Source organism: Pseudomonas sp. 43NM1 (assembly GCF_002836905.1).
Taxonomy (GTDB): Bacteria; Pseudomonadota; Gammaproteobacteria; order Pseudomonadales; family Pseudomonadaceae; genus Aquipseudomonas; species Aquipseudomonas prosekii.
Genome location: NZ_MKGS01000142.1, coordinates 20305 through 35183 on the forward strand (window position 1 = coordinate 20305; position 14879 = coordinate 35183).

General features: G+C 61.7%; 12 protein-coding genes. All 12 read left to right on the forward strand.

Features of this window, described 5'->3' with window-relative positions:
* Positions 1-82 precede the first annotated feature (82 nt).
* Complete coding sequence (glnE, locus tag BI292_RS15110; protein ID WP_101208330.1) at positions 83-3022, forward strand: bifunctional [glutamate--ammonia ligase]-adenylyl-L-tyrosine phosphorylase/[glutamate--ammonia-ligase] adenylyltransferase; 2940 nt, start codon at positions 83-85, stop codon at positions 3020-3022.
* 389 nt (positions 3023-3411) lie between these two features.
* Entirely contained in the window at positions 3412-4446 is a 1035-nt protein-coding gene (waaF, locus tag BI292_RS15115) for a lipopolysaccharide heptosyltransferase II (protein WP_101208331.1), read from the forward strand.
* Between the two features lies 1 nt (position 4447).
* Positions 4448-5509: a lipopolysaccharide heptosyltransferase I gene (gene waaC / locus BI292_RS15120; RefSeq protein ID WP_101208332.1), complete on the forward strand. Its 1062-nt coding sequence runs from the start codon at positions 4448-4450 to the stop codon at positions 5507-5509.
* The gene (locus BI292_RS15125) at positions 5509-6630 is read left to right on the forward strand and encodes a glycosyltransferase family 4 protein (RefSeq protein WP_101208333.1); all 1122 of its coding nucleotides are present in this window, start codon (positions 5509-5511) and stop codon (positions 6628-6630) included. Before waaC ends, BI292_RS15125 begins: the two co-directional genes overlap by 1 nt.
* On the forward strand, positions 6630-7436 hold the full coding sequence (gene rfaP, locus BI292_RS15130; RefSeq protein WP_101208334.1) for a lipopolysaccharide core heptose(I) kinase RfaP: 807 nt from the start codon (positions 6630-6632) through the stop codon (positions 7434-7436). The genes BI292_RS15125 and rfaP overlap by 1 nt, the downstream gene beginning before the upstream one ends.
* Positions 7436-8170 (forward strand): lipopolysaccharide kinase InaA family protein, encoded by a 735-nt coding sequence (locus BI292_RS15135; RefSeq protein ID WP_101208335.1) that lies wholly within the window; start codon positions 7436-7438, stop codon positions 8168-8170. Before rfaP ends, BI292_RS15135 begins: the two co-directional genes overlap by 1 nt.
* A complete protein-coding gene (locus BI292_RS15140; RefSeq protein WP_101208336.1) occupies positions 8167-8919 on the forward strand; it encodes a lipopolysaccharide kinase InaA family protein in 753 nt (250 codons plus the stop codon). The genes BI292_RS15135 and BI292_RS15140 overlap by 4 nt, the downstream gene beginning before the upstream one ends.
* Positions 8919-10370: a lipopolysaccharide kinase InaA family protein gene (locus BI292_RS15145; RefSeq protein ID WP_101208337.1), complete on the forward strand. Its 1452-nt coding sequence runs from the start codon at positions 8919-8921 to the stop codon at positions 10368-10370. Before BI292_RS15140 ends, BI292_RS15145 begins: the two co-directional genes overlap by 1 nt.
* Positions 10371-10598: 228 nt before the next feature.
* On the forward strand, positions 10599-10931 hold the full coding sequence (locus BI292_RS15150; RefSeq protein WP_101208338.1) for a YceK/YidQ family lipoprotein: 333 nt from the start codon (positions 10599-10601) through the stop codon (positions 10929-10931).
* A 173-nt stretch (positions 10932-11104) separates the two neighbouring features.
* Positions 11105-12862, forward strand: coding sequence for a carbamoyltransferase (locus tag BI292_RS15155; RefSeq protein ID WP_092274275.1), 1758 nt, complete (start codon positions 11105-11107; stop codon positions 12860-12862).
* A complete protein-coding gene (locus BI292_RS15160; RefSeq protein ID WP_101208339.1) occupies positions 12846-13976 on the forward strand; it encodes a glycosyltransferase in 1131 nt (376 codons plus the stop codon). The genes BI292_RS15155 and BI292_RS15160 overlap by 17 nt, the downstream gene beginning before the upstream one ends.
* Positions 13976-14872 carry an antimicrobial resistance protein Mig-14 gene (locus BI292_RS15165; protein ID WP_101208340.1) on the forward strand — a complete coding sequence of 299 codons (897 nt, stop codon included), beginning with the start codon at positions 13976-13978 and terminating at the stop codon, positions 14870-14872. The genes BI292_RS15160 and BI292_RS15165 overlap by 1 nt, the downstream gene beginning before the upstream one ends.
* The last annotated feature ends 7 nt before the right edge of the window (positions 14873-14879 follow it).

Below are 14879 nucleotides of genomic sequence, written 5' to 3' on the forward strand. Positions count from 1 at the left end.
ACCTTTGTTCGACAGTCGGTCACGTAGCGGCTTTCCAAGAATCACTACATGCAGCCCTTCACACGCCGATCAAGGATAGACCATGACCCTGCCTTCGCTTGCCCAACTGCCCGCCATGCTCCAGCCATTGGTCAGCCGTTCCGATGAGTCGTTCCGCGCGGCCGTCGCTTTATTGGACGACGAACAGGGGCTGTCTACCTGGACGCCTGAACGCTGGGCGCAATTCGCCCGCGTCACCGCCGCCAGCGATTTCGTGATTGAACAGAGTGTTCGTGACCCTTTGATGTTGCTGACGCTGGTGCAGTCCGGCGAACTGGACCGCAGCTTGGCGCCCGGCGAGTTGTGTGCGCAGATCGCCGCCGCGGTGAACGCGGCGCAAACCGAAGATGAACTCGGCCGCGCGCTCCGGCGCCAGCGCACCCGCCATCAAGTGCGCATCATCTGGCGCGACCTGACGCGCCAGGCCGACCTGATCCAGACCTGCCGCGACCTCTCGGACATGGCCGATGCGAGCATCGATCAGGCCTATCAGTGGTTGTACGCGCGGCACTGCCAGCAGTTTGGCGTGCCGACCGGGCGGCGCAGTGGCGAGCCGCAGCAAATGGTCATCCTCGGCATGGGCAAGCTCGGCGCCGTGGAGCTCAACCTGTCGTCCGACATCGACCTGATTTTCGCCTACCCCGAGGGCGGCGAAACCGTCGGCGTCAAGCGCTCGCTGGATAACCAGGAATTTTTCATCCGCCTCGGCCAACGCCTGATCAAAGCGCTGGACCCGATGACCGTCGACGGTTTTGTCTTCCGCGTCGACATGCGTCTGCGCCCTTACGGTTCGGCCGGCGCGCTGGTGTTGAGCTTCAACGCGCTGGAGCAGTATTACCAGGATCAGGGCCGCGACTGGGAACGCTACGCGATGATCAAATCGCGCGTGGTGGCCGGCGATCAAGTGGCCGGCGCGCAGTTGCAAGAACTGCTGCGGCCGTTCGTTTATCGGCGCTATCTGGACTTCTCGGCGATCGAAGCGCTGCGCACCATGAAGCAGTTGATCCAGCAGGAAGTGCGGCGCAAAGGCATGGCCGACAACATCAAGCTCGGCTCCGGCGGCATCCGCGAAGTCGAATTTATCGCTCAGGCATTCCAGTTGATCCACGGCGGCCGCGACTTGAGCCTGCAGCAGCGTCCTCTATTAAAAGTGCTGAGCACGCTTGAAGGTCAGGGTTACCTGCCGGCAGCGGTGGTCAGCGAGTTGCGCGAAGGTTACGAATTTTTGCGCTATACCGAGCACGCGATCCAGGCGATTGCCGACCGCCAGACGCAGATGTTGCCGGACGACGAGCAGGATCAGGCGCGAATTGCCTTTATGCTCGGGTTTGCCGATTGGGCCGCGTTCCACCAGCAGCTCATGCACTGGCGCGGCCGGGTCGCGTGGCACTTTGCGCAAGTGATTGCCGATCCTGATGAAGAGCAAGGCACCGAGGCCGAAGTAGTGGTCGGCGGCGAATGGTTGCCGTTATGGGAAGAGGAGCAGGACGAAGAGGCTGCTTGCCGACAATTGGAGGAGGGCGGTTTCGTCGATGCTGCCAAAGCCCTGAAAACCCTGGCCGGATTGCGCGGCAGTCCGCAATTGCGGGCGATGCAGCGTCTCGGCCGGGAACGGCTTGATGCCTTTATTCCGCGCTTGCTGGCGCAGGCGGTTGAGCACGCCAATCCTGACTTGGTGCTGGAGCGGGTACTGCCGCTGGTTGAAGCGGTGGCGCGGCGCTCGGCGTATCTGGTGTTGCTCACGGAAAACCCTGGGGCGCTGCGACGTTTGTTGACGTTGTGCGCCGCGAGCCCGTGGATTGCCGAGCAGATCACCCGTTTTCCGCTGCTGCTGGATGAGTTGCTCAACGAAGGCCGCTTGTTCAAGCCGCCCTTGGCGCCGGAATTGGCCGCCGAATTGCGCGAACGCCTGACGCGTATTCCCGAGGATGACCTCGAACAACAGATGGAAGCCTTGCGCCATTTCAAATTGGCCCACCGCTTGCGCGTCGCCGCCTCGGAAATCGCCGGCAGCCTGCCGTTGATGAAAGTCAGCGATTACCTGACCTGGCTCGCCGAGGCAATTCTTGAGCAAGTGCTGGCGCTGGCCTGGCGGCAGACGGTGGCCAAATACGGCACGCCACTGCGCAATGACGGCACGTTGTGTGATCCGGGCTTCATCATTGTCGGTTACGGCAAAGTCGGTGGGCTGGAGTTGGGGCATGGTTCCGACCTGGACTTGGTGTTCATCCACGATGGCGACCCGCAGGCTGAAACCGATGGCCCGAAACCTATCGACGGCGCGCAATTTTTCACTCGGCTTGGCCAGCGGATCATTCATTTGATGACCACGCAGACCAACTCCGGGCAATTGTACGAAGTCGACATGCGCCTGCGCCCGTCCGGTGCTTCGGGGTTGCTGGTGAGTTCGCTCGGCGCGTTTGCGCGATATCAGGAAAACGAAGCCTGGACCTGGGAACATCAGGCGCTGGTGCGCGCGCGGGTGCTGGTCGGCAGCAAAGATGTCGGCCAGGCGTTCGAGAAGGTTCGCGCGTCTATTTTGGGCAAGGCGCGGGATTTGCCGACCTTGCGTCAGGAGGTCAGCGAGATGCGCGCCAAGATGCGCGATAACCTCGGCAGCAAGAGCACGGCCGCCGGCACTGCGGCAAATGCCTTCGAAGCCACGGCGCCGTTCGATCTCAAGCAGGACGCCGGAGGTATCGTCGATATTGAATTTATGGTGCAATACGCGGCCCTGGCGTGGTCCGAACAGCACCCGTCATTGCTCCGCTGGACCGATAACATCCGCATTCTGGAAGGGTTGGAACAGGAAGGCCTGATGCCTGGCGAAGACGCCAGCCTGCTGCGCGAGGCCTACAAAGCCTACCGCTCCGCCGCCCACCGGCAGGCGTTGCAGAAGGATCCGGGGGTCATCCCGGGCGACCAGTTCGCGGACGAACGACGGCAGGTATTGCGGATCTGGAAAGAGCTGGGGTTGAGCTGAAACCGTTTATACGCAGCAACGAACACCCCTGTGGGAGCGAGCTTGCTCGCGATGAGGCCGTCACATCCAATGTTTTTAGTGACTGTCAGGACCCCATCGCGAGCAAGCTCGCTCCCACAGTCGATTTTCAGTGTTTGCTGGATTGAGGCACCAATGCCCCAAGTAGACCTGCGGTGTTTGGAAGATTGAAGCGGCTAAGCTACATCGCACTGGATGTGCACCAATACCCAATGTGGGAGCGACGGTTCGACGTTTCGACCTGCTCGCGATAGCGGAGTGACAGTCGACAGTCATGTTGAAGGTGATGACCCATCGCAGGCAGGCCCGCTTTTGCAGTGATTCTCGAGGCGGGGAGGCGTATGCCTCCCCGGTTCGTTTTTGGAAACCACATGAAAATTCTGATCGTTGGGCCCAGTTGGGTCGGTGACATGGTGATGGCGCAGACACTGTTTCAGTGCCTCAAGCAGCGCCACCCGCAATGCGAAATCGACGTGCTGGCCCCCGAGTGGAGCCGGCCGATCCTTGAGCGCATGCCCGAAGTGCGTCAGGCCTTGAGCTTCCCGCTCGGCCACGGCGCCCTCGAGCTGGCGACCCGTCGACGCATCGGCAAATCCCTGGCCGGCCAGTACGACCAGGCGATCCTGCTGCCCAATTCGTTGAAATCGGCGCTGGTGCCGTTCTTCGCCGGCATCCCGAAACGCACCGGTTGGCGCGGCGAATTCCGCTACGGCCTGCTCAACGACGTGCGCACGCTGGATAAACAACGTTACCCGCTGATGATCGAGCGCTTCATGGCCCTGGCCTACGAACCGGGCGCCGAACTGCCGCAGCCTTATCCGCGCCCGAGCCTGCAAATCGACCCGGTCACCCGTGAAGCGGCGCTGGGCAAATTCGGCCTGAGCCTCGACCGTCCGGTGCTGGCGCTGTGCCCTGGCGCCGAGTTTGGCGAGTCCAAGCGCTGGCCGTCCGAGCATTACGCCAAAGTCGCCGAAACCAAGATTCGCGAAGGCTGGGAAGTCTGGCTGTTCGGCTCGAAAAACGATCACTCGGTCGGCGAAGACATCCGCGCGCGGCTGATTCCCGGCCTGCGTGAAGAGGCGGTCAACCTCAGCGGCGACACCTCGCTGGCCGAGGCGATCGACCTGCTGTCCTGCGCCGACGCCGTAGTCTCCAACGATTCCGGGCTGATGCACGTGGCCGCCGCGCTGAACCGGCCGCTGGTCGCGGTGTACGGCTCGACCTCGCCGGGCTTCACGCCGCCGCTGGCCGAACAGGTCGAAATCGTCCGGCTCGGCCTCGAATGCAGCCCGTGTTTCGACCGCACCTGCCGCTTCGGCCATTACAACTGCCTGCGCCAGCTCATGCCGCAACCGGTCAACGAAGCCTTGCAGCGGTTGCAGGGCACTGTGGTCGAGGTCAATTAGTTTGCGGGTTCTGTTGATCAAGACTTCTTCGCTGGGCGACGTCATTCACGCGTTGCCGGCGTTGACCGACGCGGCGCGGGCGATCCCCGGCATTACCTTCGATTGGGTGGTGGAAGAAGGCTTCGCCGAAATCCCGACGTGGCACCCGGCCGTGGGCACAGTCATCCCGGTGGCGATCCGCCGCTGGCGCAAAAACATCTGGCAGACGATCAAAAGCGGCGAGTGGAAACGCTTCAAACAAAGCGTGCGCGCGACGAAATACGACTTGGTGATCGATGCCCAAGGCCTGCTTAAAAGCGCCTGGCTGACCCGTTACGTCAAGGCCCCGGTGGCCGGGCTCGACAAGGATTCGGCGCGCGAGCCGATGGCTTCGCGGTTCTACTCGCGCCGCCTCGCCGTCGGTCGTGGCCAGCACGCGGTCGAGCGCGTGCGCCAGTTGTTTGCGTTGGCGCTGGGCTACGACTTGCCCAAGGGCCTCGGCGATTACGGCCTCAACGTCGAACGTCTGGTCGAATTGCCGCGCAAGAATCCCTACGTGTTGTTTCTGCACGGCACCACGTGGGACACCAAACACTGGCCGGAAGCCTATTGGCGTGAACTCGCCGAACGCGTCGGCCACCTCGGCGTCGCGGTGAAACTGCCGTGGGGCAACCCGGTCGAGAAGGCCCGCGCCGAGCGCATTGCCGCCGGGTTCCGACATGCCGAAGTGCTGCCCAAACTCAATCTCGCCGGTGTCGGCAAAGTATTGGCCGGCGCCCAGGCGTGTGTGGCCGTCGACACTGGTCTCGGTCACCTCGCTGCCGCGCTCGACGTGCCGACCCTGTCGCTGTTCGGCCCGACCAACCCGGGCCTGACCGGGGCTTACGGCAAGGCGCAGATTCACCTCGCCAGCGACTTCCCGTGCGCGCCGTGCATGCAAAAGAAATGCACCTATCAACCGACGGCCGAAGACGCCCGTCAGTTTGACCTTAAACGCGAGTGGCCCCTGTGCTTCACGCGTCTGAATCCCCAGCGTGTCGCCAGCCGACTGAGCACGTTGTTACTGGCTGAGGAGCTGCGCTGATGCAATTGGCTTTTGTCCTTTACAAATATTTCCCGTTTGGCGGTTTGCAGCGCGATTTCATGCGCATTGCCCTCGAATGTCAGCAGCGCGGACACCAGATCCGTGTGTACACGCTGATTTGGGAAGGTGACGTGCCGCCGGGTTTCGAAGTGTTGGTGGCGCCGGTCAAGGCGTTCTTCAATCACCGGCGCAACGAAAAACTCAGCGAATGGATGGAGGCTGATCTGGCCAATCGTCCGGTCGATCGCCTGATCGGCTTCAACAAAATGCCCGGCCTCGACGTGTATTACGCCGCCGACGGCTGCTTCGAAGACAAGGCGCAAAACCTGCGCAATTCGCTGTACCGGCGCTGGGGCCGCTACCGGCACTTCGCCGAGTACGAGCGTGCGGTGTTCGCCAAGGACGCCAAAACAGAAGTGCTGATGATCTCCGAAGTGCAGCAGCCGCTGTTCATCAAGCATTACGACACGCCGCTGGAACGCTTTCATTTGCTGCCGCCGGGGATTTCCCAGGACCGTCGCGCGCCGCCGAATGCTTCGCAGATTCGCGCCGAATTCCGTGCTGAATTCAAGCTCAAGGATGACGATCTGCTGCTGGTGCAGATCGGCTCCGGGTTCAAGACCAAAGGCGTCGATCGCAGCCTCAAAGCGCTGGCCGCCTTGCCCGCTGATCTGAAGAAACGCACGCGGCTGTTTGTAATTGGCCAGGACGACCCCAAATTGTTCCAGATGCAGAGCGCCACGCTGGGGCTTGGCGACAACGTCACGTTCCTCAAGGGCCGCAGCGACATCCCGCGTTTCCTGTTGGGCGCCGACCTGTTGATCCACCCGGCGTACAACGAAAACACTGGCACCGTGCTCCTTGAAGCGCTGGTCGCCGGGTTGCCGGTGCTGGTCAGCGCGGTGTGTGGCTACGCCCATTACATCGCCGAGGCCGATGCCGGGCTGGTGCTCGACGAGCCGTTCGATCAGGCGCAACTCACGCACTATCTGAGCGACATGTTGCACGACGCAGATGCACGGGCGGCCTGGAGCCGCAACGGTCTGGCCTTCGCCGAGACGGCCGACCTCTATAGCATGCCGCAGCACGCGGCCGATGTGATTCTGGCGGAGCACGCTTAATGAAGTTGATGCTGGCTGAACCGTTCAAAAGCCTGTGGGCCGGACGTGATCCGTTTGCCGAAGTCGAAGGCTTGCAGGGCGAGGTGTACCGCGAGCTCGAAGCGCGCCGGACCTTGCGCACCGAAGTGAACGGCAACGGATTTTTCGTGAAAATCCACCGCGGCATTGGCTGGGGCGAAATCTTCAAAAACCTGCTGACCGCCAAGCTGCCGGTGCTCGGCGCGGGCCAGGAATGGAAAGCCATCCAGCGCCTGCAAGAAGTCGGCGTGCCGACCATGACCGCCGTCGCCTATGGCGAAAAGGGCAGCAACCCGGCGGATCAACATTCGTTCATCGTCACCGAAGAACTGGCGCCGACCATCAGCCTCGAAGACTTCAGCATCGATTGGGTGAAAAACCCGCCGGAGCCGAAACTCAAGCGCGCGCTGATCGCCGAAGTCGCGCGCATGACCGGCATGATGCACCGCGCCGGGGTCAACCACCGCGACTGCTACATCTGCCACTTCCTGCTGCACACCGACAAACCGGTGACTGCCGAGGACTTCAAACTCTCGGTGATCGACCTGCACCGCGCGCAAACCCGAGCGAAGATCAACCAGCGCTGGCGCAACAAGGATCTGGCGGCGTTGTACTTTTCGGCGTTGGACATTGGCCTGACTCGGCGCGACAAGATGCGTTTTCTCAAGGGCTACTTCCAGCAACCGCTGCGGCAGATTCTCGGCGAAGAAGCCGGCTTGCTCAGCTGGCTCGAAGGCAAGGCCAACAAGCTCTACGAGCGCAAACAGCGTTACGGGGATGCGCTCTGATGCCGGGTTGGAAGCTGGACCCGGCTTACAGCGAATTGGCGGAAGACTTCGGCAACCTCGACGCGGTATTCGCCCTTCAAGGCGAGCGCATGACGTGGGACCCGTTGTCCGAGCTGATCCGCGTCAAGCGCAACGGCGTCAATTACTACGTGAAGCGTTACGTCGGCGCCGGCAAAGGCCTGCGCCGTTATCTGGGCAAGCCACGGGTGAAAGCCGAGTGGCAAAACCTCAAGCGCTTCGCCAAGTGGGGCATCCCGACCGCTGACGTGGTGGCGTGGGGCCTGGAGCGGCGCGGCGCGGCGTACGACCGTGGCGCGATGATCACCCGCGAACTGCCGAACACCGAAGACTTGTCGGCCCTGGCTGATCGCAATGACCCGAAACTGGCGGACCGCGCCTGGGTCGATGGCGTCAGTCGGCAATTGGCCGGTTATACCCGGACCATGCACGACAATCGCTTCACCCATAACGACTTGAAGTGGCGCAATTTGCTGATCGACGATCAGGCCCGACTGTTCCTGATCGATTGCCCGAACGGCGATTTCTGGCGCGGTTTCTGGCTCAAGTACCGCATCACCAAAGACCTGGCCTGCCTCGACAAAGTGGCGAAATATCACTTGTCGGCGACCCAGCGCCTGCGCTTTTACCTGCAATACAGCCAACGGCCTCGGCTCAATGCCGCCGACAAAAAACGGATCCGCCACGTGCTGAGATTTTTCGAGGGCCGCGAATGACTGATTTCCTCGCCGCTGAAGACCGCGCGCTCCTCGAGCGCCACGGCCTCGGCACGTTCGACGCACTGTGGGCCAAGGAGCTCGAAGCAGTTGATGAACCCAACACGGCGGGCGGTGGCTGGAGCAGCGTGTTTCGGCTCGATCTGGAAGGGCAGGGGTTTTACCTCAAGCGCCAGAGCAATTACCTGACGCGGACCTTGCACGCGCCGTTCGGCGAGCCGAGTTTTGCCCGTGAATTCCGCAACATTTCGCGTTATCAGCGGATGGGCATTCCAGCCCTGCACGCGGTGTTTTTCGGCGAGCGCAAAGTCGCTGGCGAAGTCCGCGCGATTCTCCTGACCCGCGCGCTGGACGGCTGGGATGACCTCGATTCGCTGTTGCAGCGCTGGGCCGATTTGAGCGCTGCGCAACATTCGGCGATTCTGCAAGCCTGTGGACAACTGGCGCGACGCCTGCACGGCGTGCGTCAGGTTCACGGCTGTTTTTACCCCAAGCATATTTTCCTGCGCGCGAGCGGCGACGGTTACGAGGCGCAGTTGATCGACCTGGAAAAGACTCGGCCCTTGTTGTTCGGTCAGCGCGACCGCACCAAAGACCTGGAGCCGCTGGTGCGCCGTTCGCCGCAGTGGACGCCAAGCCAACTGCGCGAGTTGTTGGCCAGTTACGTCGAGCAACCCGTCGACAGTCCGCTGGTGGACAGCTGGCTGTCGCGGCTCACTGCGCGCCGCAGTCACAAGGAGACGCGCTGATGCGTTTGTCCGAACTGAAGGACGCCGGCCGTAGCCCGACTTTGCCAATCAACATTCCACTGGCCGATGCCGCCGGGCCGGCGGATCTGCAATTGCTCAGCTTGCTGCGCGTATTGCCGGGCCAGCGTTATGTCGGTGCCGGGGTCTGGCGTGGCCGCCCGGTGCTGGCCAAATTGCTGGTCGGCAGCAAAGCCGCGCGGCACTTCCAACGTGAGCTGGACGGCGTGCGTTTGCTCGCCGCTCAGGGCCTGACCACGCCGCTGCTGTTGGCCGATGGCTTGAAGGACGGCGAGGGCGGCTGGCTGCTGTTCGATTTCCTCGAAGGCGCCGAGAGCCTTGGCGAAACCTGGAAACAGGTCGAACACTTGCCGGTGCTCGCCGACATGCAGGGCGCGGTGCTCGCCGAAGCCTTGGGCGCGATCGGCCAAATGCATCGCAAAGGGCTGTGGCAGGAAGATTTGCACCTGGACAATCTGCTGCGCCAGCGCGGTCGGTTGTATCTGATCGATGGCGGCGGCGTTTGCGCCGAAACGCCGGGCCAGCCGTTGTCGCGGCAGAAAGTTCTGGAAAACCTCGGGGTGTTTTTCGCCCAGTTGCCGAAGTCGCTGGAACCGTTCACCGAAGAATTGCTGGTCTATTACCTGCTGAGCAATGGCGAACATGCGTTGCCGATGGAAGCCTTGCAGAAGCAGATCGACAAGGTCCGGCGCTGGCGTCTGCGTGACTTCCTGATCAAGTGCGGGCGCGACTGCACGCTGTTCAGCGTCCAGCGCGGCGCGTTTGGTTTGCGCGCGATTCGTCGCGAAGAAGAAAGCGCCATGTTGCCGGTGCTGGAGCAGGCGGATGCTTTACTCGATCAGGGGCACTTGTACAAAACCGGCGGCGCCGCGAGCGTCGGCAAGGTTGAAGTGGCCGGGCGCACGCTGGTCATCAAACGTTACAACATCAAGGGTTTTGCCCATTGGCTCAAACGCTTCTGGCGCCCGAGCCGGGCCTGGCATTCGTGGCGCGAGGGCAATCGCCTGGCGTTCCTCGGCATCGCCACGCCAAAACCGTTGGCGTTGCTGGAGCAGCGCTTTCTGTGGCTGCGCAGCCGGGCTTATCTGGTGACCGAATACTTGCCGGGCCCGGACATCATCGAGCGGTTTGCGCCGTACGTTGAAAGTGGCGCCGCGCCCGAGGCCGAGTTGCTGGCGCTGGATCATCTGTTCGCCGAGCTGATCAGCGAACGCATCAGCCATGGCGATTTCAAGGGCCACAACCTGTTCTGGCACGTGGATCGCTGGGCGCTGATCGACCTCGATTCGATGTGTCAGCACAGCTCGGCCAGCAGCTTCGCCCCGGCTTATGCGCGGGATCGCGCGCGGTTCATGCGCAACTGGCCGCCGGGCAGCGCGTTGTATCAAATGATTGATCAGCGCTTGCCCAGGGAAATCGCCAGCGCTGTCTGAATCGGGCCTGCGGCCCTATCGCGAGCAGGCTCACTCCTACACTCGGAATGCGTTTCCCCGCAGGAATGAGCCTGCTCGCGATAGGGTCCACCGAGCCAACACAAAACCCGGTCTGCCAACGGAGGACACATTCTAGTGAAATGTCCTACATGATCTGCAGACCCCGTGAACTGTGCCCTGAGTAACCCCAGTGCTAGCTTGTCTGACGATTCCGACAGGCAGATTCAGATGATCAAAATAGCGCTTCCGCTGGTGACGCTTGCACTGCTTTTAACCGGCTGCGGCACTGCCGTCACGGTTCTGCAAGACGACGCCGACGCCGCCCGCAGCCTCAGAAAACAAAAAACCTACTGCCAGTCCATCCCGCGCATTTACAGCGGCCTCGCCTACGATTTTTGCGTGCTCAACGCACCGCCCGACCCCACCGGCGTAATGGTGCCGCTGGTGCTGCTGGATTTAAGCCTGTCAGGGGTTCTGGACACAGTGGTGTTGCCGTACACGATCTATCGGCAGGTAGCGGATGGGAATATCGCAGTGTATTGGCGTCCGGGTCGTGGATAAGCTGGCGCAGCGGCGTTTGGCGCAAGTCTTCTTCAGCGGCTGACAACCACAGGGTCATTCCTCTCATGTTTACGCTATAATCCCGCCCTTTAGCTGTCTCTCGCCGCTTGCGAGGGCACATTAATTTTTGAGGCGCTTGTCGCCTGCATGCAGACTAAAGAGGCTAGACCCCTGTGGCATTGACGATTCTTGGCCTGTCCGGCGCCCTTAGCCATGATCCTTCCGCAGCGTTGTACATCGACGGCAAGCTGGTCGCGGCGGCGGAAGAAGAGCGCTTCGTACGCGATAAACATGCAAAGAACCGCATGCCTTACGAATCGGCAAAGTTCTGCCTCGAGCAGGCGGGCATCAAGCCGTCCGATGTTGACGTGGTCGCGATCCCGTTTGCCCCGATCAGCCTGTTCGGCAAAGCGCGCTGGCACTACGCCAAGCGTTACTGGTACGCCCCGGACCGCGCACTCGACGCGATCCTGATGGGCAACCGTCGCTACAAGCGCTATCGCAACAAGATCGTGTTCTGCCTTGAGCAACTGGGTTTTGACCCGAAAAAAATCAAGATCGAACCGGTCGAGCACCACTTGGCTCACGCCTCCAGCGCTTACCACTGCTCCGGTTTCAAAGAGAAAACCGCGATCCTCGGCATCGACGGCAAGGGTGAGTACGCCACGACCTTCTTCGGTTACGGCGAAAACGGCAAGATCCACAAGATCAAGGAATTCTTCGATCCCGATTCGCTCGGCGGCCTCTACGGCGCGATCACCGAGTTCCTCGGTTTCGAAATGCTCGATGGCGAATTCAAGGTCATGGGCATGGCGCCGTATGGCGACCCGAGCAAGTACGATTTCTCGCGCCTGGCCTCGTTTGAAAACGGCGAGTTGGTGATCAACACCGACTACGCCAACGTCATCGGCCTGCGTCGCTATAAAGAGAAGGGCAAAGGTTTCTACTTCTCGCCGAAGCTGATCGAGTGGCTGGGGCCGAAGCGCGAAGGCGACATCGCCGACGAGCCGTACATTCACTACGCGGCAAGCATGCAAGCGCTGTTCGAAAAGATCTCGCTGCAGATGATCGACCACTACCTGGGCGACGTGCTCAAGGAAACCGGCAAACTGGCTTTCGCCGGCGGCTGTGCGTTGAACGTCAAACTGAACCAGAAAATCATCGCCCGTGATGACGTCACCGAATTGTTCGTGCAACCGGCGTCCGGCGATGCCGGCACCGCGGTCGGCGCCGCGGCATATGTGTCGCACGCCCGTGGCGTACCGGTCGAGAAGATGGAACACGTCTACCTCGGCCCGTCGTACAGCAACGAAGACGTGATCGCCGCGTGCGCCCGTCACGCGAGCAAACCGACCTGGCGCAAGCTTGAGAACATGCCGGAAAACATCGCCAAGATCATGGTCGATGGCAACCCGGTCGCCTGGTTCCAGGGCCGCATGGAGTTTGGTCCGCGCGCACTTGGCGGTCGCTCGATCATCGGTTGCCCGAGTGCCACCGGCGTCGCTGACCGGATCAACCACCAGATCAAGTTCCGCGAGCGCTGGAGGCCTTTCTGCCCGTCGATGCTCGACACCGTTGCACCGCAGATGATCAAGATCGATCACCCGGCGCCGTTCATGACCTTCACTTTTGAAGTGGCGGAAGAATGGAAAACCCGCGTACCGGAAGTGGTCCACGAAGACGGCACGTCCCGCGCTCAGGTGCTCAAGCGCGAATACAACCCGCGTTACTACGACATGATGAAAGCGCTGGAAGTGCTCACCGGCAACGGCGTATCGCTGAACACTTCGCTCAACCGTCGTGGCGAACCGATGATTTGTTCGCCGACCGATGCATTGAACATGTTCTTTGGCTCTGACCTGCAATACTTGATCATGGAAGACATTCTGGTGGTCAAAGAAGGTGCGGAGGCTTATGACACGCTCGGCTGAACGCCATGTGCTGCAGTTCTGTCACGGCTATGACGGGCCGTTTCTGGACTGTGCCCGGCAGTACGCCACCCTGTTCGCGGGGACTGGCTATCGGGTGACCACGGTTTTTCTGACCGGGGTCGCCGACAGTGAAGTCGCCGCCAGCTGCGCTTCTGACGAAGTGCTGTTCATGGAATACCGCTCCAAGGCCATTCGTGGCCTGAAGCTGGGCGCGATCCGCGATCTGCGCAAGATCGCCGCTTCGCGCAACTTCAGTTTCTGCATCGCACACCGCTTCAAACCGATCTACATTGCCTTGCTCGGCACGGCGTTGCCGGTGATCGGCGTGCACCACGCGTTCGACGACTACGAACGCCGCACACGCAAACTCTTCGCGAATTTTTTCCACAAACGCTTGAGCCTGCTCGGCGTTTCCAACGCGGTGCGCGACGACATCCGCAGTTGCCTGCCGAAATGGCCGGCTGCGCGAATTCAGACGCTCTACAACCGCATCGATGTGCAAGCCTTGCAGGACAGTCACCTGTCCGCGCATGTCGCCCGCCAGGATTTGGGTCTTTCGACCGATGCCTGGGTGGTCGGCAATGTTGGCAGGCTGCACCCGGACAAGGATCAGGCGACGCTGCTGCGCGGTTTTGCCCAGGCATTGCCCGGTTTGCCGGCGAACAGCCAGTTGGCGATTCTCGGTATCGGTCGGCTGGAACACGATCTCAAGGAACTCGCGCGCGAGCTGGGCATAGGCGATCGCGTCATGTTCCTCGGCCAGGTGCCCGAAGCCCGGCTGTATTTCCGCGCATTTGATGTGTTCGCCCTCAGTTCCGACAACGAGCCGTTCGGCATGGTACTGCTCGAAGCCATGGCCGCTGGCGTGCCGTTACTCGCTACCGCGTGCGGCGGGGCGAAAGAAGTCGTCGAAGGCGTGGGCATTCTGTTCCCGCCGGGCGACGCCGAACATCTGGCCCAAGGGCTGCAGCACCTGGCTGCGATGGATGAGCAACAACGTCGCCAATGCGCCGAGCTGATGCTCGAGCGCTTGCGTGAGCGCTTCAGCGACCGCGCAGTCGGCGACGCTTTCTGGCATTTGCCACACGTTACCGAACTGGCAAAGAGGGGCTGATGCTCAACCGATTTCAAGGCTGGCGCGAGCGTGGCTGGGCGTCGGTCGACGCCCCGACTTATGCGGCTGCCTGGCAGCGATTTGGCGGCAGCGTCGCCACCCATCCGCTCGTCGTCGAGCGCTTGGCCGCCCTCGCGGACATCCCGGTGCGCTACCTGGCCTGGGAGCAAAACGGCGAAGTCAAAGCCGCGATCCCGACTTGGGGCCGCGACCTCGCACTGTCCAAGGACGTGCTCAAACGCCGCGGCAAAAAAGGCCTGTTCGACCTCGGCAACGCCGAACTGATCCTGCCGGCCGCCGCCGATGCCCAGGCACCTTTGCGCCATCGCGGGCGTTATCTGTCGGCGCTGAATCAAGGCCGCTTCACTGGCATCAAGTTGCAGACCGAACAACTGGCCATGGCCCGAACTCCCGAAGAACTTTCGAAAAAGTTTCGCTACAACCAGCGCCGCGAACTGCGTTTGCTGGAAGAAGCGGGCGGTGTGGTGCGGCCGGTCAGCGAGTTTTCCAGCGCCGAATTGGCAGCGATCTATTGCGATCTGTTTCAGCGGCGCTGGGGTTTCCCGGCAACCGGCGCGGCGCGCATGGGCGAGGTTATCGAGCTGCTGCGCGAACTGCTGATCGGCTCGGTGATTTTCCTCAACGATGCGCCGATTGCCATTCAACTGGTCTACCGCGTCGAGGCGCCAGAGTGGATCAGCGTCGAATACATCAATGGCGGCGTCGACCCTGAAACCCGCGAATTCAGCCCCGGCAGCGTGTTGAGTTTCATCAATACGCAAAGCGCTTGGGAACATGCGCGAGCGCTGGATAAACCGCTGCGGTTTTCCTTCGGCCGCGCCGACCGTGAATACAAGGACCGCTGGTGCAATCCCGTGCCGGTCTTCACCGTATGAGCCCGCC

What these genes read in the sequence shown, in the direction of transcription:
- BI292_RS15140 (WP_101208336.1), top strand. Translation starts at nt 8,167, where the DNA reads ATGACTGATTTCCTCGCCGCTGAAGACCGCGCGCTCCTCGAGCGCCAC.
- BI292_RS15160 (WP_101208339.1), top strand. Translation starts at nt 12,846, where the DNA reads ATGACACGCTCGGCTGAACGCCATGTGCTGCAGTTCTGTCACGGCTAT.
- rfaP (WP_101208334.1), top strand. Translation starts at nt 6,630, where the DNA reads ATGAAGTTGATGCTGGCTGAACCGTTCAAAAGCCTGTGGGCCGGACGT.
- glnE (WP_101208330.1), top strand. Translation starts at nt 83, where the DNA reads ATGACCCTGCCTTCGCTTGCCCAACTGCCCGCCATGCTCCAGCCATTG.
- BI292_RS15145 (WP_101208337.1), top strand. Translation starts at nt 8,919, where the DNA reads ATGCGTTTGTCCGAACTGAAGGACGCCGGCCGTAGCCCGACTTTGCCA.
- BI292_RS15150 (WP_101208338.1), top strand. Translation starts at nt 10,599, where the DNA reads ATGATCAAAATAGCGCTTCCGCTGGTGACGCTTGCACTGCTTTTAACC.
- waaF (WP_101208331.1), top strand. Translation starts at nt 3,412, where the DNA reads ATGAAAATTCTGATCGTTGGGCCCAGTTGGGTCGGTGACATGGTGATG.
- BI292_RS15125 (WP_101208333.1), top strand. Translation starts at nt 5,509, where the DNA reads ATGCAATTGGCTTTTGTCCTTTACAAATATTTCCCGTTTGGCGGTTTG.
- BI292_RS15135 (WP_101208335.1), top strand. Translation starts at nt 7,436, where the DNA reads ATGCCGGGTTGGAAGCTGGACCCGGCTTACAGCGAATTGGCGGAAGAC.
- BI292_RS15165 (WP_101208340.1), top strand. Translation starts at nt 13,976, where the DNA reads ATGCTCAACCGATTTCAAGGCTGGCGCGAGCGTGGCTGGGCGTCGGTC.